At 69.8% G+C, this 19,224-nt stretch carries 14 protein-coding genes, 1 tRNA gene and 4 pseudogenes; 5 read left to right on the forward strand and 14 right to left on the reverse strand.

Annotated features, from left to right (window positions below):
• Nucleotides 1–10: 10 nt before the first annotated feature.
• A pseudogene (locus tag ACIQU3_RS11680) lies at nt 11–268 on the forward strand (replication initiator); the annotation flags it as partial.
• 222 nt (nt 269–490) lie between these two features.
• Here ACIQU3_RS11680 and ACIQU3_RS11685 read toward each other — a convergent pair.
• A pseudogene (locus ACIQU3_RS11685) lies at nt 491–1,198 on the reverse strand (DUF1152 domain-containing protein); the annotation flags it as partial.
• 3 nt (nt 1,199–1,201) lie between these two features.
• On the opposite strand from ACIQU3_RS11685, the pseudogene ACIQU3_RS11690 reads away from it, so the two are divergent.
• A pseudogene (locus ACIQU3_RS11690) lies at nt 1,202–1,774 on the forward strand (tyrosine-type recombinase/integrase); the annotation flags it as partial.
• A gap of 79 nt (nt 1,775–1,853) precedes the next feature.
• Here the strand turns inward: ACIQU3_RS11690 and ACIQU3_RS11695 are convergent.
• Nucleotides 1,854–1,927: transfer RNA gene (locus ACIQU3_RS11695), tRNA-Gly, on the reverse strand.
• 546 nt (nt 1,928–2,473) lie between these two features.
• On the opposite strand from ACIQU3_RS11695, the gene dcd reads away from it, so the two are divergent.
• Both dcd and ACIQU3_RS11705 read left to right on the forward strand, forming a co-directional pair.
• A complete protein-coding gene (gene dcd / locus ACIQU3_RS11700) occupies nt 2,474–3,049 on the forward strand; it encodes a dCTP deaminase (protein ID WP_403734790.1) in 576 nt (191 codons plus the stop codon).
• A 26-nt stretch (nt 3,050–3,075) separates the two neighbouring features.
• A complete protein-coding gene (locus ACIQU3_RS11705; RefSeq protein WP_403734785.1) occupies nt 3,076–3,585 on the forward strand; it encodes a phosphoribosyltransferase in 510 nt (169 codons plus the stop codon).
• 828 nt (nt 3,586–4,413) lie between these two features.
• Here ACIQU3_RS11705 and ACIQU3_RS11710 read toward each other — a convergent pair.
• Nucleotides 4,414–4,734 carry a hypothetical protein gene (locus ACIQU3_RS11710; protein ID WP_403734782.1) on the reverse strand — a complete coding sequence of 107 codons (321 nt, stop codon included), beginning with the start codon at nt 4,732–4,734 and terminating at the stop codon, nt 4,414–4,416.
• Between the two features lie 143 nt (nt 4,735–4,877).
• On the opposite strand from ACIQU3_RS11710, the pseudogene ACIQU3_RS11715 reads away from it, so the two are divergent.
• Nucleotides 4,878–5,276 (forward strand): annotated as a pseudogene (locus ACIQU3_RS11715) (replication initiator); the annotation flags it as partial.
• 850 nt (nt 5,277–6,126) lie between these two features.
• On the opposite strand, the gene ACIQU3_RS11720 reads toward ACIQU3_RS11715, so the two are convergent.
• The 11 genes from ACIQU3_RS11720 to ACIQU3_RS11770 all read right to left on the reverse strand — a co-directional run bounded on the left by ACIQU3_RS11720 (nt 6,127) and on the right by ACIQU3_RS11770 (nt 19,215).
• Nucleotides 6,127–7,221, reverse strand: a complete 1,095-nt coding sequence (locus ACIQU3_RS11720; RefSeq protein ID WP_403924568.1) for a recombinase family protein — start codon at nt 7,219–7,221, stop codon at nt 6,127–6,129.
• 174 nt (nt 7,222–7,395) lie between these two features.
• Entirely contained in the window at nt 7,396–8,406 is a 1,011-nt protein-coding gene (locus ACIQU3_RS11725; protein ID WP_403924571.1) for a Yip1 family protein, read from the reverse strand.
• A gap of 110 nt (nt 8,407–8,516) precedes the next feature.
• The gene (locus ACIQU3_RS11730; protein WP_403734768.1) at nt 8,517–9,869 is read right to left on the reverse strand and encodes an FG-GAP and VCBS repeat-containing protein; all 1,353 of its coding nucleotides are present in this window, start codon (nt 9,867–9,869) and stop codon (nt 8,517–8,519) included.
• A gap of 17 nt (nt 9,870–9,886) precedes the next feature.
• The gene (locus ACIQU3_RS11735; protein ID WP_403734765.1) at nt 9,887–11,332 is read right to left on the reverse strand and encodes an FG-GAP repeat domain-containing protein; all 1,446 of its coding nucleotides are present in this window, start codon (nt 11,330–11,332) and stop codon (nt 9,887–9,889) included.
• 144 nt (nt 11,333–11,476) lie between these two features.
• Complete coding sequence (locus ACIQU3_RS11740) at nt 11,477–12,892, reverse strand: hypothetical protein (RefSeq protein ID WP_403734762.1); 1,416 nt, start codon at nt 12,890–12,892, stop codon at nt 11,477–11,479.
• A 35-nt stretch (nt 12,893–12,927) separates the two neighbouring features.
• A complete protein-coding gene (locus ACIQU3_RS11745; RefSeq protein ID WP_403734759.1) occupies nt 12,928–14,331 on the reverse strand; it encodes an FG-GAP-like repeat-containing protein in 1,404 nt (467 codons plus the stop codon).
• A gap of 273 nt (nt 14,332–14,604) precedes the next feature.
• Nucleotides 14,605–16,134 (reverse strand): VCBS repeat-containing protein, encoded by a 1,530-nt coding sequence (locus ACIQU3_RS11750; protein ID WP_403734756.1) that lies wholly within the window; start codon nt 16,132–16,134, stop codon nt 14,605–14,607.
• Nucleotides 16,135–16,509: 375 nt separating this feature from the next.
• Entirely contained in the window at nt 16,510–16,890 is a 381-nt protein-coding gene (locus ACIQU3_RS11755; protein ID WP_403924574.1) for a hypothetical protein, read from the reverse strand.
• A gap of 20 nt (nt 16,891–16,910) precedes the next feature.
• A complete protein-coding gene (locus tag ACIQU3_RS11760) occupies nt 16,911–17,471 on the reverse strand; it encodes a hypothetical protein (protein WP_403924577.1) in 561 nt (186 codons plus the stop codon).
• 239 nt (nt 17,472–17,710) lie between these two features.
• Nucleotides 17,711–19,000, reverse strand: a complete 1,290-nt coding sequence (locus ACIQU3_RS11765) for a glycosyltransferase (protein WP_403924579.1) — start codon at nt 18,998–19,000, stop codon at nt 17,711–17,713.
• Between the two features lie 41 nt (nt 19,001–19,041).
• On the reverse strand, nt 19,042–19,215 hold the full coding sequence (locus ACIQU3_RS11770) for a hypothetical protein (RefSeq protein ID WP_361297021.1): 174 nt from the start codon (nt 19,213–19,215) through the stop codon (nt 19,042–19,044).
• Between the last annotated feature and the right edge of the window lie 9 nt (nt 19,216–19,224).

The following is a 19,224-nucleotide window of genomic DNA, read 5'->3' on the forward strand; positions in this document are numbered from 1 at the left end:
ATGTGGCCGCTGGGCCCACATGCTCGGGTTCCGTGGCCACTTCTCCACCAAGTCCCGCCGCTACTCCACCACGCTCGGCGCCCTCCGCGACGCCCGCGCCGAATGGCGCCGTGCACAAGCCCTGGAAGCGGCTGAGACCAACCCGGACACACCCCTCGCCCTCGCGGACTGGATCTGCGCCGGGACCGGCCTCACCGACGCCGAAGCCTGGCTCGCTGAGACCTTCGAACCCGCCCCGGGACCGGAAGGAGAACCCACCCGTGGCTGAGCACTATCTCTCCGTCGATCAGGTCGCCGAGCTGCTCGGCACCACGGTCCGCATTCCCTCGGAGGCTCATCGAGGAGCGGCGCATCCGCTAAGCCAAGGTTGGTCGGCACGTACGTATCCCAGAGAGCGCCCTCCAATAATAGTGAGGCGAATCTGGGGACGCCAGGTGCTGTGTCTGCCTGGGGTGATGGCAGGCGGGATGGGAGCTCCCCGCGCACGCCACTACTCCGGCCGGCACTCGCAAGCGGAGCCCCGGCCATCTCGGAGCCTGAGCGCCCCCGCCGGAGGCATGCTTTGAGCGTTGTCGCGCTCCCGGGTTCCCGACTGATAGTCACGGCTTTTCCCACATGTGGGCGCGCGTCGGCGCAGCCCGGGCGGAGCGGGCCGAAGGCAGGAGTGGCGCCCGGAGCGAAGCCGGGAAGCGCGCCCCGGCGGAGCGGAGCGCAGCCGGGGCTTGAACCCGTGAAGAAGGTTGTTACTCAGTAGCGGCTGCCACAAGGGAGCGTCGTACTGCTCTGGACGGCTGCTGATGAGCAGCTGGCGCGGGTCCTCGCGCAGGGAGCCTTTGAGGTTCAGTGCCTCGTCCGGGTCGATCTCATGGACTGTCGGGCCGTCGTCGGTGAGGGGGACCGAGAGGCCGGCGTCTCGCATTTCGCAGGTGCCGCGTACGCCTCGGGCTGTCGCGGCGAGCATGCCGGTTGCCTCGGAGGGGTGCCACTCCAGGACCGAGTGGATCGGCTCGACGTCCTTCGCGGTGAGGGTGTGGATGAGCGGGCCGAGCATGCCGCGCAGTTCGTCGAGAGGGAGTTCGCCATCGAGGCCGGGGCCTGCCACCAACAGGCGGACGGGAACGTTTACCTTGCAGCACGCGGCGGGTGTAACGGCGTCAGCAAGCGGGCCCTTCAGCGTTGGCTCGTCGCCGCGGGCGACCCGGGCGCGTACGGCCCGATGCGACCGGAGAAACTGGCCGGCCTCCGCCGCCGAGACGTCGACCTGGACAACCTCGTCATCCGTGTTCGCGTCGCTGAGCCCGTGCGGACGAACGGCAGACGCGCTCCCGGGGAGACCAAGTCCGACGCGGGCGTCCGCACCGTCGTCCTCCCGGCCTTCCTCCACAAGCAGGTCAAGCGGCACCTCGCTTGGTACGCCGAGAAGGGGCCGGATGGTCTGGTCTTCGTAGGGGAGAAGGGCGCGCCTTTCCGGCGTACCTCCTTCGGTCGGAAGTGGCGCCGCGCTCGCACGGTCGCCGGCCTCCCGGACGGCTTCCGCTTCTACGACCTCCGCCACACCGGGCACACCCTGTCGACCCGCTCCGGCGCCACCCTCAAGGACACGATGGTCCGGGCCGGGCAGTCCTCCGAGAAGGCCGCCCTGATCTACCAGCACTCCGACGAGGAAAGGCAGCGGGAGGTGGCCGCCGGGCTCGACGACCTCGTGCGCGCCGAGCGTGCGAAGTGCCACAAGGGCGACCCCGCGCACCACAGCGAGGAGGCTGCCGAGAGCTAATGGTGCGGTTATGGTGCGCGACCCGCTCACCGGTCTAGACAACAAAGAACCCCCGGGTCCCTGACCTGGGGGTTTCACATGGAGCGGGTGACGAGAATCGAACTCGCGCTCTCAGCTTGGGAAGCTGATGTTCTACCATTAAACTACACCCGCGTAAGACGCCGACCGAGTCGGTGTCCGAATGCTCGCTCACTGTACCTCATCTCAGGCCTCCGGCGTTCGCGCCGTGAGGCCTGAGGGCGTTTCAGGCGTGGGATGCGGCTGCGGGGGAACGGAGTTGGGGCGTACGGTGGAGAGGCTTGAGAGGGCCCGGGCGGGACCGGAGTGCCGCCTGGAGGGCCGTCCCTTTGATCCCGTACTGTGGCTTTTGTCGTCAGGCAAGCAGCAGCCAGGCGCGGCTCTTGGGGAAGGGACTCTTGGACTTGATGGAGCGCACCGTCGTCCGTTGTGCCGATGGGCACGTGTTCAGCACCGCTTCGTTCCCGATGCAGCAGGCCGAGCGGCTCGGCCCCGGGCGGCTGCTTCGGTGCCCGCGATGTGCGCGGCTCCGGAGCGTGGTGCCCGTAAGCCATCAGAAGCGGTAGCAGCGGCACCGGCCGCACTCGTGGCGGCTGTGACGGACACAGCAGGAAGCAACAGGCAAGGCGCGCGGAGACGTCCGGTTGTGGTCGCTCCGCGCGCCTTGCGTATCCTCGGGGCGTGCTTCTCTCAGACAAGGACATCCGGGCCGAGATCGACGCCGGACGGGTGCGGATCGATCCGTATGACGACGCGATGGTGCAGCCGTCGAGCATCGATGTGCGGCTGGACCGCTACTTCCGGGTGTTCGAGAATCACCGGTACCCCCACATCGACCCCGCCATCGAGCAGGCCGACCTGACCCGGCTCGTGGAGCCGGAGGGGGACGAGCCGTTCATCCTGCACCCCGGTGAGTTCGTCCTCGCCAGCACCTACGAGGTCATCACCCTGCCCGACGACCTCGCCTCCCGGCTGGAGGGCAAGAGTTCGCTGGGGCGGCTGGGACTGGTGACGCACTCGACGGCCGGCTTCATCGACCCCGGCTTCAGCGGACACGTGACCCTGGAGCTGTCCAACCTCGCCACCCTGCCCATCAAGCTCTGGCCCGGCATGAAGATCGGCCAGCTGTGCATGTTCAAGCTCACTTCGCCCGCCGACTTCCCGTACGGGAGCGAGCGGTACGGGTCCCGGTACCAGGGGCAGCGCGGTCCGACCGCCTCCCGGTCCTTCCTCAACTTCCACCGGACCCAGGTGTGAGCGACCAGAATGTGAGCGAAGCAGGCATGAGTGGCGTGCGCGAGAACCTGACCTACGAGAAGTTCGGCGTCGCCGTGCGCGAGCTCGCGCAGACCATCGCCGACGACGGCTACGAGCCCGACATAGTCCTCAGCATCGCCCGCGGCGGTGTCTTCGTGGCCGGCGGGCTCGCCTACGCCCTGGACTGCAAGAACATCCACCTGGTGAACGTGGAGTTCTACACCGGCGTGGGGACCACCCTCGAGATGCCCGTCATGCTCGCCCCCGTCCCCAACGTGATCGACTTCTCGCGGAAGAAGGTGCTGATCACCGACGACGTCGCCGACACCGGCAAGACGCTCAAGCTGGTCCGTGACTTCTGCCTCGACACCGTCGCCGAGGTGCGCAGCGCCGTCGTCTACGAGAAGTCCCAGTCGCTCGTGAAGTGCGAGTACGTGTGGAAGCGCACCGACGACTGGATCAATTTCCCGTGGAGTGTCTTGCCTCCGGTACACAAGTCCGGTGAGGCGCCCAAGGAGAACACGGAAGCGCTCTGACCTGCGGTTTCCTTGCGATTCATGCTGAGAGCCCTCTGGAGATCCTCCGGGGGCTCTCAGGCGTACTGGCCTTCTGATCCGTAGCTCTATGTGGATCAGTCACTGCGGTCATACCGGTCGCCGTACCGCCGCGTGAGTGCCCTACCGGACAGGACCGGTCGCTGTGGTTGCTGTATTTCGCTGCTGTACAGAAGATCGCGTGCGCGAGTGGGCGAGCGGGTGCCCATGAACTTTTCCTCATCGTATGTGGGACCCCGTCCTGCTCGCTTAGATGTCACCGTGGCTGAACAGTCGATCGCTCTCATCGGTGCTGCGAGCGCCCTTGCTGGTGCGGTTCTGGCAGGGGTCTTCACACTCATCAAGGGGCGCCAGGATCGCTTAGACAGGCAGCTGGATCGCACCCAGACCCGGGGCTGCCGGTTCCTCCGGAACTGCCTGGTGTGGAAGTAGCGATCACTGCCCTGTCGGAAGCTGGAGCCGCCGTGTCCCTCGAAGGGCCTGTTGAGATGAGTCTCGCGGCCCACGACTTGGTTGTGGCGTGCTCCTCTCTCCTCCAGGAGTGTGCCCAGCTGGCGCAGGACAACATTGGCAGCGATACGAGACTCTGGGCGTAGCTGTGCCGCGCGGTCGGTGGAGCGGCTTTGGGGGGGAGTTTCAATGGGCGAGTCAAGCGCTGCGGTGTGCGACCAGTAGCCGAAGAAGTGGTGGGCCGGGGGCCTGACCTGCGACCGTGCAATCGATCAACACTGCGACCTGCGACTTAGCTGTCGGTGGTTGTCAGCGTTGGTCGTGGTTGAGCGCTCTCGGACGGCCCAGAGACGGCCCCGCTCAGCTCGAAGACTGCGGTGGCTCCAGCCGGTGCTTGTCAGCGAAAGCGTTCATGAAGTCCACCGCGAACGCTCGTGTCTCTGGCCGGACGCTTTCTTCAGGATCTTCCCCGTACCAGAGGAACGTCTCCAGATTCTCCTCTGCCCCGTCCAACCACCAGGCCAGCCGGTTCAGCCTCCCCTCACTCAGCTGGATCGCGACCCGGTGTACTCGATCAGCCTGCTCAGTCTCGTAGGTCTCCAGGGTGCGAAGGGCGAGATCAAGCGACTCCGGAGCGAACGTTGCCCGGCACAGTTCGAGGACTTCAGCGGAGAGCGGCATACCCCGAGGATGGCTGCTGCGGGCCTCGACCGCCCCAGCCACGACGTGTTCTGACCCCATGCCGCCCGGCCAACCCTTACCAGGGCGCGCGTCGGCGCAGCGCGAGCGGCGCGGGCCGAAGGCGGGAGCGGCGCCCGCGCTGCACCGTCGACCGCCGCATCGGCAACGAGGAAGCTCTGGTGCTCCTCGGCGTCCCCGACCACCCGGCCCGGCTCATCGCCGCGTGCCTCGACCTGCACGCGCTGTACCCGGACCGCAAGCTCCGCGACTGGGCCCACATGCTCGGCTTCCGCGGCCACTTCTCCACCAAGTCCCGCCGCTACTCCACCACCCTCGGCGCCCTGCGCCAGACCCGCGCCGACTACCGCGCCAGCCAGCAACGCGAAGCCCTCGGCCTGCGCGACCCCGACGACGAGGGAGCAACCACCCTGACCCTCGCGCACTGGTCCTACGCCGGCCACGGCCACACCCCCGGCGAATCCTGGCTCGCCGCCAACATCCGCCGCGACATCCAACAAAACCGCGAAACCGCACGTGAGGAGACGGGAGGTGTCTGCGATGCGTCGAGCGACGAGCAACGCGATTCGACGCCTGAGGTCACGACGATGACTGCGGAGCAGTGGATTCAGCTGCACCTCAATCGCGCACCGCTTCGTGACGAAGAGTTCCACCGCCGCTCAGAGCTCCTGCTCAGAGCAGGATGAACGTTTCTTCAGGGGCGGCTCTACAGCATGAGATGTCAGCGCTGTCCACTCGAAGGAGTCACCCTCAAGGGTGACCCTTGTGCTTAGAGCGGAACGCAAACCTGCCTCAGCGCGTTGGGCAGCACGTCAATTGGGAATGAGTTTCCGCAAAGCGCGTGAGGCAGGGTGGGTGGGAGATTTACCCACCCTGCGACGTCCCGTCAGCGGGGGAGGTGTGCCATGCCCTATCGTCCTAGGTTTCTAACGGCCCAGGGAAGTGTTGCTGTCACGCCGAGCCCGAAAGTCATGTACACGGAAATGACCGCAGCCGGGCCGACGTCCATCCCCATGTTGGTGAGCAGCGCCATCGTATTTGGTCCCGTAGCGACCAAGCCGGCGATCATCGCCCCTTCGATGGGGCCCGGGGAGAGTCGACTGTGTTTGCGTGCATGGATAGCCGCGCACTCATCACAGTAATATGGACGGCCAGCATGATCGTGCTGGCCATCGGGGGCGAGAGTCATCGCGCTCCTGATTTGTGAGGCAGAGGCGCGGCGCCGGCATTACGTTCTTCGGCGTCCTTGCCCGACGCATGAAGAGCGCGGCGTCGCGTCCTCTGTGTTCTTGACCTCTTAACGACTCGCACTACTGGCGGGTTCGCCCCAACTACTCGAATGGGGGGTGCCCTGGGGTGAGTTGACTGACCCATCTAATAGGATCTTTGGTCAAGTCGGTTACGATTTTGGCGCTCAATGGCGAAGCAGAAGAAGTCATCGACGTTCATCTCGGCGGTGTTTTGCCTGCTCCGGCGTTGCCGAACTTCCTTGTGGAAGCGTGCCCGCTCCAGCTTCAGCTCGTCTCGGCTTCGCTCCTTCCGAGGGAGTAGCTGTAGAAGTTCTGCCACGCTGATTTGGCCGGAAGGCTCTGCGTCAATGAGTTGCCGGATCTCATCCTCGACCTGCCTGAGGTCTTCTTCGCGGTCCCAGCGCAGATCAGTCGAGTCGGCTCCCTCTGCGGCTCGCTGGCTCTGTTCTGCCAACACAAGTCGAGCTACGAGCCTGTCTACCGGCTCGCCGGTTCGAGCCACTTTGCCGCAGCCCCCGTTGACTACAGAGCACTGGTAGCTGAACCTCGCGGCTTTCGATCCCGGCTGCCAGCGCTGGTTGATCTGGCCTCGGATCTTGACCTTGCACAGTCCGCAGCGGGTGATGCCTGACGGCAAGTACTTCCGGGCGAGGGATCTTCCAGACTGATCCCTCTTCCGCTCGGCGATCGCCGCGCAGACGGCTTCCCATTCTTCGAGGGTGTTGATTGGCTCCCACTCGCCCATGACGGGCTGGCCGTCGTCACCGTGTAGAACCTCGCCGTGGTAGGTCCGGTAGCCGACCAACCTGGGGTTCGTCAGGATGTGCTCGACGTGATGATGGGCCATGCGCTTGGTGCCGTCGCGAGGGTTGCCCAACCCCTGCTCTTGCCAGCGAGTTCGGATCGTCCCGATGCGGACGCCGGCCAGGACCTCGCGTTGCGCCTGGCGGATGGCCTCGGCTGCCTGCGGGTCGACCTTGGTGCGGGCGTTCATGCACCATCCATACGACGCTGGCCCGCCGCTGTCCTTGCCCTGCTGGGCCAATTCGAAGTGTTTGCGCTTGAAGGCGGATACGTCGTTGTCCTCGTAGGCCTTCACGACCTGCCACGACCTGAGATCCGCGAGCCGCTCACAGTCCCGCTGCTGACGGGCGACTCCTAACGCCTCGCCCTCGTCATCCCGCGAGATCCGGGTGTAGACCCCCACCTTGCGTGCCACGATCAGCCCCCTGCCTCTGAGCAGGGCAGACCACTACCGTCATTGAGTCAAGTCAGCCCTGATTGTCGAACCGCCCGTCGTGCGCAGGGCCGGGCAGGTTCTCGACGCCTGACCGCCGTGACGCCAAAGAGGGGCTCCCCGATGTGGGGAGCCCCTCTTGCGTGTCGTGTGGCCTCAGACCGTGCCCAGCTTCACGATCGACAGCAGCGCGATCAGCTGGATCGCCGACGCGCCCAGGGCCTTCGGCCAGGGCAGGTCGTGGGAGCGGCTGACCATGAGGGTCAGCAGGGCGCCGCCCGCGACCCAGGTGGCCCAGCCCAGCAGCTGGACGAAGGTCGCGTCGCCGCCCGCGAACATCGCGAAGACCAGGCGGGGTGCGTCCGTGAGGGACATGATCAGCATCGACAGGCCGACCGTGGGCTGCCAGGCGCCGTCGCCGCCGAGCTGGCGGGCCAGGGTGTGGGTGACCACGCCCAGGACGAACGCGCTGAGCACCATCGCCACGGCCGTCGTCAGGACGATCGGCACCGCGTTCGACAGTGTGGCGTTTATCGCATCCTCGCGGGCGCCGTCGAAGCCGAAGACGGCGAGCAGGCCGTAGAGGAACGTGACGATGAGGGCCGGGCCCCACATCGAGTAGTCCCGCATCTGGAGGAACGTCTGGTTCGGGGCGAGGACGACCCCCCGGAGCAGGGCCTTCCAGTGCAGGCGCGGGCCGACCGGGCCGGGCGCGGGGGCCGCGGAGCCGGCGCGGTAGGTGTCGCCCTGCGTGTAGGGGTCCTCGCCGACGGAGAACGCCTGGGTGTGGCCCGGGTTGTTCGCCGCGTACGGGTCGGCCGGACCCTGCGGGCCGGGCGGGTACGCGCCGTCACCGAAGTACTCCGGCTCGCCCTGGCCGCCGTAGCCGCCGCCGTGCCCGGCGGTCGGCTGCGGCCACGAGGGGCCGCCGCCGTTGCCGTACGGCTGCTGCTGCGGGTACGGCTGCGGCGCCGGCGGGGAGCCGTACGACGGTCCCTGCGGCGTCTGCTGCCCGTACGGAGGGTTGTGCGGTCGCGTTTGAGGAGCGCCGTTGTTCCGGCCGCGTCCGATCCTGAATCCAGCCACGTCTTCGAACGTACCTGGTCCCCGGCAGTGGCGTGCCGGGCCCGGGCTTTCGGGCCCGGCTTTGCGGCCGAGCTGTGACATCCCTTAAGGGGAAGGGGCTTTGGGTGTCCGTGGAGTGTCAGGGTTGGGCCGTACGGGCCGTGTCCCAGGCCTCTGGGACCGACTCGGTCCCAGGGCCTGTCCCGGCCCGGTCAGTCGGCGAAGCCGCCGCCCAGCTCCGGCAGGGCGATCGCGCCGGTCCTCGTCGGGACCGTGCTCGTGCCGCGCATGAGCAGCGCGCCGCCCGCCGCGCCCACGGCCAGGTCCGCCTTGCCGTCGGCGGTCAGGTCGCGCAGGCGGAGGGTGTACCCGAAGGCGCTGTGGGAGTCGGCCGGACCGAGTACCGTCTGGGCGATCCACGAGGAACGCGCGCCGCTCAGGCCGCCGGAGCCGCCGCGGAAGACGTGGACGCCGCCCTGGTCCTCCTTGCCGTCGACGTCCTCGTGCGGGACGCCGACCGTGAGGTCCGCGTAGCCGTCGCCGTTGGTGTCGGCGGCCGAGATCGCGTATCCGAAGTTGTCGTCGGCCTCAGGGCTGCCGGAGACGCCGGAGGTGGCCTGGGTGAGGGTGACCGACGTGCCCGGACCCGTCGACGTGCCGCGCCAGATCGTGACCGCGCCCTTGCCGTTGTCCTTGTCGGGCACGCCGAGGGCGATGTCGCCGTGGCCGTTCTTGTCGAAGTCGCCGATCACCGGGCTCGGGTAGAGGCCCTGCTGCTGGTCGCTGAGGGTCTTGGAGACACCCGAGGAGAGGCCGGAGGAGGTGCCCTTGAGGTACCAGGCGCGCTCGCGGATCCGGCTGCCGTTGATCTCCGTGCCGATCACGACGAGGTCCGTCCTGCCGTCGCCGTCGACCTTTCCGGCGGCGAGGGCGGAGGAGTACCAGCCCGCGGACCCCTTGTCGATCTTGCTGACCTTGCCGGTGGTGCCCGGCTTGGTGAAGGGGCCGCGGTACAGCCACGCCTCCTCGCCGCCGATCACGGCCAGGTCGGGGGAGCCGTCGCCGGTGAAGTCACCGGTCGCCAGGTCGCCGCCGAAGTGGCCGCCGGCGCCGCCGACGGGGGCGATGTTGGTGCCGCCGGACAGGCCGGACTTCGAACCCCACAGGACGGTGACCGTGCCGCGGTAGTCGTCGCTGCCCACGTGCTCGGTGGGGTTGCCGACGACGAGGTCCGCGTAGCCGTCCTTGTTGAGGTCGGCGCTCGTGAGGGACTCGCCGAACTGGTCGTCCCCCTCGCCGGAGCCGGGGACGCCGGCGCTGTCCTGGTGGAAGCGTTTCGGGTGGGTGGTGTCGAGGCCGGTGGCGGTGGCGTACACGACGGTGATCGTGCCGCCCTCGCGGTCGACGTCGTTGTAGCCGCCGTAGGCGAGGTCGCGGCGGCCGTCGCCGTTGAAGTCGTCGTAGTGCTTGGCGACAGCAGCCGCGGCGGGGCCGCCGAGGAACACGGGGGTGACGCCGGTCGCGAGCAGGGCGGCGACCAGGGCGGTCGTGGTGGATCTGCGCATGGGGGTCTCCTGGTTCGTCAGCCGATGAGGCCGGCGCCGAACGCGCCGTAGGAGCGGGTCCGGCCGAGGCTGCCCGGGCCGAAGGTGCGGGCGCCGTCGGTGACGGGGCCGGTGGCGGAGCCGCGCAGGGCGGTGATCGCGCCGACGCCCTCGTCCTCGAAACCGGCCGTGACGGTGAAGTCGGCGTGGCCGTCCTTGCTGACGTCGGCCAGCAGAACGTCGGAGCCGAAGTAGTCGGAGGCCTCGGCGGAGCCCGGGACGCCGGCGGTGTCCTGGGTGAAGGTGCGGGCGCCGGTGCGCGACAGGCCGGAGGCGGAGCCGTTCATGAGGATCGTGGCGCCGGTGTTCTCGATGGTGCCGACGTCCTCGAAGACGACGCCGATGGCGAGGTCGCCGTAGCCGTCGGCGTTCGTGTCGCCGATGGAGAGGGCGCTGCCGAAGCCGTCGCCCGCCTCGTCGGCTCCGGGGACACCCTCGGAGTCCTGGGTGAGCTCGGCCAGGGGCGCGTCGCCGTTGACCGGGCCGCCCTGCGAGCCGCGGATGACGACGACCTTGCCGCCGAGGCTGCCGGTGTGGTCGTCCTCCTTGGAGAAGACGTTGCCGAGGGCGATCTCGTCATGGCCGTCGCCGTCGATGTCACCGACGGCGATCGACGTGCCGCCGTTCAGGGGGCGGGGGAGCGAGGTGTCCAGGCCGGTGGCGGTGCCGAGGTAGGCGGCGCCTTTGGACCAGCTGCCCGACTGGTCCGAGTCGAGGTGGACGCGGTAGGTGAGGACGAGGTCCGAGCGGCCGTCGTTGTTGGTGTCGCCCGCCGCCATGGCGTCGACGCTGTACGACGTCTCGGGCGTGCCGATCCGCTGCACGGCGCCAGTGGTGCCGGTGGTGGTGAAGCCGCCGCGGATGACGTACGGGTCGGCGTAGGCGCTCGCGGCCAGGTCGGCCTTGCCGTCGCCGTCGAAGTCGCCGGCGGTCAGCAGGTTGCCCCAGTTGTCGTGCGCGGAGACCGCCGGGTCCTTCACCGTGGTGCCGTTCTTCAGGCCGCTCGCGGAGCCCCACAGGACGGTGACGGAGCCGCCGTCGCCGTCGTCGCCGACGTCCTCGCCGGGGGAGCCCACCGCGAGGTCGGTGTAGCCGTCGCCGTTGAGGTCGGCCGGGGCGATCGCCTCGCCGAAGCTGTCCTCGGCCTCGGCCGCGCCGGGCACACCGGCGGTGTTCTGGCTGATCACGGTGTGCTTGGCCGGGTCGAGGCCGGTGGCGCCGCCGTAGACCACGGCGACGTAGCCGGCCATGCCCTGGCCGTCGACCTTCGCGTAGGGGGCGGCGAAGGCCACGTCGCCGTAGCCGTCGCCGTTGAAGTCGGCCGTGGGGCCGGCGGCGGGTGCGGCGGTGGCCGTCGTCGCGGGCAGGGCCGTGAGCAGCCCGGTGGTGAGGGCCGTGGCCAGGAGGAGGGTGCGCTTGCGCATCAGGGTCCCCGTTGCGTCGTCGGGTGTTCGGTTATGAGGTCGTCGGTGGTCGTCGGTGGTCGTCGGGCCGTCGCCCGGTGGGCCGTCGCCCGGTCGGCCGGCTGCCGTCGGGCGCCGGCCGTCGGGTCGGGCGGTGGGGCGTGGTCAGAAGTTGAGCGCTGTGCCGTAGCCGGGCGTGCCGGCCGTGGAGATGCCGGTCGTGCCCGGGCCGAAGCTCGTCGAGCCGGAGGTCGTCGGGCCGGTCGCCGTTGCGCGCAGGGACCAGACGGCGCCGTCGCCGGCGTTCTCGCCCGGTGCGGAGACGGACAGATCGGCGCGGCGGTCGCCGGTGTGGTCGGTGAGCGTGACGCGCTCGCCGAACCGGTCCCCCGCCTCGGAGGCACCCGGCACACCGGCGGTGTTCTGGGTGTACGACGTGGCGCCCTTGGTGGTCAGTCCGGACGCCGAGCCGTAGAGCACGGTGACGGCACCGGCGGAGCTGTTCTCACCCGCGGTGCCGATCGCCAGGTCGGCGTACCCGTCGCCGTCGATGTCGCCGAGGGAGACGTCGCTGCCGAAACGGTCGCTCTTTTCGGCGGCGCCGGGCACACCGGCGGTGTCCTGGGTGAGGACGAGCGGGGCGCGGTCCGGGTCCGGGCCCTCGGATCCGCCGTAGACGACGGTCACCTTGCCGCCGAGGGCACCACCGGGGTCGGCGGACGACTCCCGGTCGTTGCCCACGGCGATGTCGTCGTGGCCGTCGCCGTCGATGTCGCCGACGGCGGAGACGTAACCGGCGGGCAGTCGCTGCAGCCAGTCGGTGTAGTTGCTGATCTTCATGTCGGCCAGGGCGGTGGTGGCGGCGCCGTCGCGTGCGGTGCGGCCGTGCAGGACCACGTGGGGGTGGCCGTCGCCGGTGACGTCGCCGGAGGAGAGATGGGTGATGCCGCTCGCGGACGCCCAGCCCGTGCCCGAACCGCCGTTGGAGGCGCTGGTCCTGGTGATCGGGCCCGCCACGAGGGAGAGGGTGACCGGGCCGGTGGAGCCGACCGCGACGTCCACGTCCCCGTCGTTGTCGAAGTCGCCCGCGGCCAGGGCCTGGCCATAGCGGTCGTAGTCGGTGCTGAAGAAGCTGAACAGCGAGCGGGCACCGGACAGGCCGGAGGCGCTGCCCCACACGATGGTGACCGTGCCGTCGTTGTTGTCGCTGCCGTCCTCGCCGGGTGTGCCGACCAGCAGGTCGGCGTAGCCGTCGGTGTTCAGGTCGGCGGAGGACAGGGCCGAACCGAAGGCGTCGTCGGCCTCGGCGGTGCCCGGCATCCCGGCCGTGTTCTGCGTCAGCAGGGTCCGCGTGGAGCTCTTCGGGCCGCTCGTGCTGCCGTAGACCACCGACACGGCACCCGCCCGCGCCTGTCCGGCGACCGTGGCGCCCGGCGCGCCGATCGCGAGGTCGGCGTACCCGTCGCCGTTGAAGTCGTACGGGGCGGCCGCCGGCGCGGCGTGTGCGGCCGGGACGGACAGGGCGAGCGCGAGCGGGGTCAGGGCCGCGGCGAGGACGGTGGAAGCGATACGGGTGCGCATGAAGGTACGTGCCTCACGGGGAAGGGGACGGGGCGTCACTGGGCGATGGCGGAGCCGAAGTTGGCGCCGTACTTGAGGCCGACGGCGGTGGTCGTGAGGCCCTGGGCGCCGCTGGTGGTCAGGCCGGAGGCGGAGCCGCGCAGGAACCACAGGCCGCCCGTGGAGTTCTCGCCGTCGACGCCGACCGACAGGTCCGCCTTGCCGTCCTTCGTCACATCGGTCAGGTCGACCGCGGATCCGAACTGGTCCCAGGACTCGGCGGAACCGGGCACCCCGGCGGTGTCCTGGGTGTACGACTTCGCGCCACTGGTCCTCAGCCCCGACGCGGAGCCGAACAGCACGGTCACCGAACCGGCGTTGTACGCCGAGCCGAGGTCCTCGCCCGGGGCGGCGACCGCCACGTCGGCGTATCCGTCGCCGTTGATGTCGCCGGTGCTCACGGACGTGCCGAATCCGTCGTCCGGCTCGCCCGCGCCGGGCACGCCCTCCGTGTCCTGGTGGACGACGGTCGGCTGCTGCGCCGGGTCGGGGCCGTCCGGACCGCCGTACCAGACGGTGATCTGGCCGCCCTTGTGGCCGCCGGGCTTGAGGTCGTACGGGTCCCCGGAGTCGCCGAGGACGAGGTCGCCGTAGCCGTCGTGGTTGATGTCGCCGATCGCGCCCTGGGTGCCGTCCGCGTTCGGCAGCTCGGCCATCTTGTGCGACATGCCGTTCCAGCGGAAGTAGAGGATCTCGCCGCCGGAGTCGCCGTCCACGGTGAACGGGTAGACGCGCTCGGCCGCGCCGTCGCCGGTGAGGTCGCCCGCCATCACCTCGTAGGTGGTGCCGAGTTCGCCGACGCGGGAGTGGGTCAGCGGTCCGCCGGTCCTGGTGAAGGGGCCCTGGTAGAGACGGGTGTGGCTCTGGCCGGTCAGCGTGACGTCGAGGTCGCCGTCGCCGTCGAAGTCGCCGGTGGCGATGCCCTGGGAGAAGCCGCCGTACTCGGAGAGGGTGCTGGGCTGCGGCAGGCCCTTTCCGCTGGTCAGGCCCGACTTGCCGCCCCACAGGACCGTGCCGGAGCCGACGGCGTCCCGGTCGCCCACGCTCTCGCTGGTGGCGCCCACCACGAGGTCGGAGTAGCCGTCGCGGTCCAGGTCGCCGGTGGCCAGGGAGGCGCCGAAAAGGTCGCCCGACTCGGCGGTGCCGGGTACGCCCGTGGAGTTCTGGGTGATGACGGCCTTGCGGGTGGCCGACACGCCGGACGCCGAGCCGTACAGCACGACGACGGCACCGGCGCAGGAGGCGGAGCCGACGTTGGTGCACGGGGCGCCGGTCGCGATGTCCCGGTAGCCGTCGCCGTTGAAGTCCCCGGCGAGTCCGGAGGGGGCGGCGGTGGCGGGGGCGGCGGAGAGGAGGCCGGTGGTGAGGGCGGCGGCCATCAGGAGGGTGCGCTTGCGCAAGGTGGGACTCCGGGTGGGGAGGGGACCGGGTCTGGGGGGCCGGTCCCGAAGGGGATGCGGGGTGGCTCCGCCGGGGCGGGGGCTCGGGCGCCGTCGGTGGCTTCCGGGCCCCGCCGGGGAGGCGGCGGGGGCGGGGGGTGGCTCAGCCGGCGTGGGACGGCTCGATCGCCACGCGGTGGCTCAGCCGGCGAGGGGGGCTCGGTCGGCAGGGTCGGACTCGGTCGACAGGGGTGGGCCCGGTCGACAGGGGTGGGCCCGGTCGGCGCGGGCGGCTCAGTCGGCGAAGTTCGCGCCGAAGTTGGGGTAGCCCGTCGTCGAGACGCCCGAGTCACCGGGGGAGACGCTGCGCGAACCCGTGGCGGTGATCTTCGTGCCGTTGGACGGCAGGTAGAGGACCGCGCCGTTGCCGTCGTTCTCGTACGAGCCGGCCAGTACGTCGGCGCGGCCGTCGCCGGTGACGTCGTCGAGCTTCACGTCGGTGCCGAGGAAGTCGCCCTTCTCGTCCGAGCCGGGGACGCCCGCGGTGCTCTGCGCGAAGGACTGGGTGCCGGTGGAGGTGTTGATGCCCGCGGCCGATCCGTACAGCACGACGAGCTGACCGGCGTCGGCGACGGACCCGATGTCCTCGCCCGCCACCCCGACCACGAGGTCCTGGTAACCGTCACCGTTGACGTCACCCAGGTCCAGCTCGTATCCGAAGTAGTCGTTCTTCTCCGAGCTGCCCGGGACGTTGCCGGTGTTCTGGGTGATGCCGGTGGTGGAGCCGACTCCGTCCGCGGCGCCGTAGGTGATCCACACCTTGCCGCCGTCGGAGGCCCCGGGGAAGGTCACCCCGTCGTCGGTCTTGTTCCAGTGCATGCCGGTGACGATGTCGCCGTACCCGTCGCCGTTGACGTCGCCGATCCCGGTGATGACACCGGCCTTCAGCGGCTGCGCGCCTGCGGCGGACAGGCCCGAACCCGTTCCGGGCAGGAGGTAGTTGGTGTTCCAGTACTGGCCGGTGGAGGTCTCGAAGCCGTCGACGACCAGGTCGGTGCGGTGGTCGCCGTTGACGTCGCCCGCGGTGATGTTGAGCGGGCCCGAGCCGTCGCCCGACGCCTGGACCGGGGCCTTGACGCTGTACCGCCCCTCGACCGCCGTACCGGAGGCGCTGATGCCGCCCTTGAGCACGTAGACGACGTTGGAGGTGTTGCCGACGGCCAGGTCGGCCCTGCCGTCGCCGTCGAAGTCGCCGGCGGCGAGGTTCCGGCCCCACCGGTCGTGCTTGGTGGGGGCCGCGTCGGCGATCGAGACGCCCTTGCCGGTGATGCCCTGGGCCGAGCCCCACAGGATCGCGACGGCGCCGCCGTCCTTGTCGCTGCCGACGTCCTCCATCGGCGCGGAGACGGCGAGGTCGTCGTAGCCGTCGCCGTTGAAGTCGGCGAAGGCGCTGTCGGCTCCGAACACGTCGCCGGTCTCGGCGGTGCCCGGATTGCCGGTGGTGTTCTGGCTGATCGCGGACCGCTTCGCGGCGGACACACCGGTCTTCGTGCCGTACAGGACGACGAGCTGCCCGGCGTCCTTCTTGCCGCTCACGTACGCGCCCGAGGCGGAGAACGCCACGTCGCCGATGCCGTCGCCGTTGAAGTCGGCCCGCGGGGCGTGCGTGCCGTCCGCGGCCGTCGCCGGGCCGGCCGCGGCCGAGAGCAGCGTGCCGGTCAGCGCGGCCGCGGCGGCGGTCGCCAGGGCGAGCCGCACGCGGGAACGCCGGGACGGGTGGGCGGACGCGGGACGGCGCCCGGCGGGGCGCTCGTGCTGCTGCATGCGGGGTCTCCTGCTGCATGCGGGGGATGTCTGGCGGACATCCACAGTCGATGGAGGGCCGCACCGGCCGTGTTGGCCGGGCGTTGCCCGGGCGTTCACGCCTGGTCGGCGATCAAGAGACCCCTGGAGGGACGTAAGGGTTGTACGTGAGTTCGGTTAATTTCCGGGGCGCCGAGAGGGCCGGGCTCCGTCGCCGAGCGGTACGGGCGGGATGCGCATTTCGACCCGGGAGGCCGCGGTTCGGGCGCACCGTCCTCCACAGCTCGCTGCTCGCTGCTCGCCGCACGATCGTGTCCGGCGGGACGAGCTCCCGCCGGGCAGGCTGTTCCGTGTCGGGACACGGCTGTCCCATGTCAGGTCACGGCTGCTCCTGGCTCAGAACAGCTGAGGTGCCAGACCGGCGGTCGCGCCGCCGACGACGGGCACGAGCAGGACCGGCCAGCCGCGGGCGCTGCGCAGCGGGGACTCCTCCTGGCGGATGATCAGCGCCAGGGCCATGCCGGCCATGGCCGGCATGACGATGCCGAAAAGTGCCAGCGACAGCAGGTCGGGCACGGTGTGGCGGGTGACGGCCCACCCCGCGCCGAGGCTCAGCGCCGCGGCGGTGAGCAGCTCTCGGGTGGGCTGTATGAGACCCAGCCGCGGACGCTCGGCCCCGGCGACCCTCGCCCCGGTGCGGACGACGGCGAGCGTCCAGATGATGCCGGTGACGACCAGCAGGGTTTCGCAGACGAAGACGATCTTCGCTGCCAGCATGGATATGCCTCCGATCGTCGCTAGTGGCAGGCTGCCTTGACGCCTTCGAGCCCGAGGAGCTGGGCGCCGACCCACTGGAGGTCGTTGGCGAGTGTGTGTCCCTTGCCCTTGCGGATGGCCTTGATCGCGCTCACGATCCGCTTGACCCCGACGCGCTTCGCCACCTTCACGATCTTCACCATCTTCGCGGCGGGCAGGAGGTTGGTGCCGATGGCGACCGCGACGGCGCCCAGGCAGCCGAAGCCGGGCCAGCCCAAGCCGACCAGCGATTGCCCTGGCTTCCGGTTCTGCTGCTGCTGATTGAGGTAGGCGGCGGCTGCCTCGTCGCCCTGCGCGAGCACGTCCTCGGGTACGGACAGCATCGAGTTGAGCAGGGCTTCCCACTGGGCGTCGTCGGCGTCGTCGGCGACGGCGGAGGCCGGAGCGGTGATACCGGCGGAGACCGGAGCGGCCGTGCGAGGGGTGGCCTCGGCCGCGTGCGCACCGGTGCTCGCGGTGAAGATCGCGCCCGCGGTGAGGGCGGACACGAGCATGGCGGTGCCGCGCGTGAAGAGGGTCCGGTGGGTCGTTCTGGTGAACATCTGTCCCGTGTGTTTCTCATGGGTACTGCGCGCCCGCGCGACTGCCCGCCCTGGCAGGGCGGAAGAGACGCGCGTACGTGTGTGGTCGAGATCAACAGAAGCAGACCAAGATCGGACAGGCTGTGATGGAAGCCACGGTTCCGGCCTCTATGTCCGATAATTGTGGGGATGTCACGCCGTGATAACCATCTGATCCCAGGCGCGGCACCGATGGAACCTTCAAAACTCAACCAGCGCTGCTACGAGGCAAGACCTGCTGGCCTGCCCGTCTCCGCCGAGCCGGCCCTGGGCAGGACCGTCTTCGCCGTCAGCCCCCGAGACTGCCACGCGTTGTCCCGCAGCTTGAACAGCGCCCAGTAGCGGGTCGGGCACAGCAACACGATGTTCATGAACACGGCGGCCGGGGTGCCGACGAGCCAGGAGTGCCAGCGCTGACGGGCGGTCATGTCCGGGCGCATCAGCACGTAGAGCCCGGACTGGCCGAAGCGCACCACCAGGTACACAGCGAGATATACCAGGGCGATGCCCGGGTTGTGGTACCGCCCGCCCAGCGTCAGGAGCGTCATGACGACGATCCAGGCCAGCATCACCGGGGTGATGACCAGCTGGAGCAACCCGAACGTCGGCGATATGAGCTGCTTCAGCGACAGCCGCGCGAACACGAACGGCAGCATCCACCACCAGGAGCGGGCCCATCGCAGCCGCTGCCGGTAGGTCTTCCTCAGGGTCGTCGGCATGTCGGTGACCACCCCGGCCTCGTTGACGGCCACGACCTCGCCGCGCATGAGCGCCCTGAGCGCAAGCCAGCGGTCGTCACCCGTGCCGCACTCCACCTCGTAGGCGTCGAGGTGGTCGTAGAGCAACTCGGCACGGTAGAGGGCCAGGGCCCCCGATGTGGTCTCCAGGGCGCCGAGCATGGAGCGCGAGGAGCGCATCATCACGCACGAGGTGCCGATGTCGATGTCCGCGGCCCGGGAGACCCAGGTCTCCTCGAAGTTGCGGATGTAGATCATGCCGGTGGTGGCCTGGATTCGCGGGTTGCTCATGGCCCGCAGCTGCTGTTCCAGGGCGTCCGGGAAGGGCTCGCCGTCGGAGTCGATGGTGAGGACGAAGTCGAAACGCCTGCCCTGCTCCTGGAGGTGCTGGAGCACGGTGACCTGCGCACCGCGCTTGCCCTTGTTGTCCTGCCGGTGCCAGAAGACCCGGGGGTGGTCGAAGGGCTCGACGGGGTGCTGACGTGAGCCGTCGTCGATGACGTGGATCTCGTCGACCGGGTGGGTCTGCGCCAGCAGTGACCGCACCGTGCGGTGCAGGTTCTCCGTGGGTTCCTCGAACGCCGGGATGATCGCCACCGTCCGGCCCGGGGCGATGGGGAGGTGGGTGAAGGACCGGCCCTTCAGGAAGGACACCAGGCACAGCACGATCACCGCCATGCCCAGCCACCAGTAGAACGTCAGCACCGGGCTCTTGGACTGGATGTGCACCACCACGGTGGCGGCGGCCAGAGCCGCCACCACCACGCCGGTCACCGCGGTGAGCCTCACCCGCGGCGTACGGTTCCGGTACGCGCTCAAGCGGTCACTCGCTTGCCGCGGGTCGCCATGCGGAACGCGGCGACACCGCCGATCACAAGGAGCATGGCCGCCAGCACGATCCACCCGAGCGCGGTTCCGCCGGTCGCGGCCAGCGCGGCTCCGCCCGTGGCGGTCCCGATCGCGGCGCCCACACCGTTCTGTCCGTACATGTTGTACCT

Source organism: Streptomyces sp. NPDC101110, from assembly GCF_044759525.1.
GTDB lineage: Bacteria > Actinomycetota > Actinomycetes > Streptomycetales > Streptomycetaceae > Streptomyces.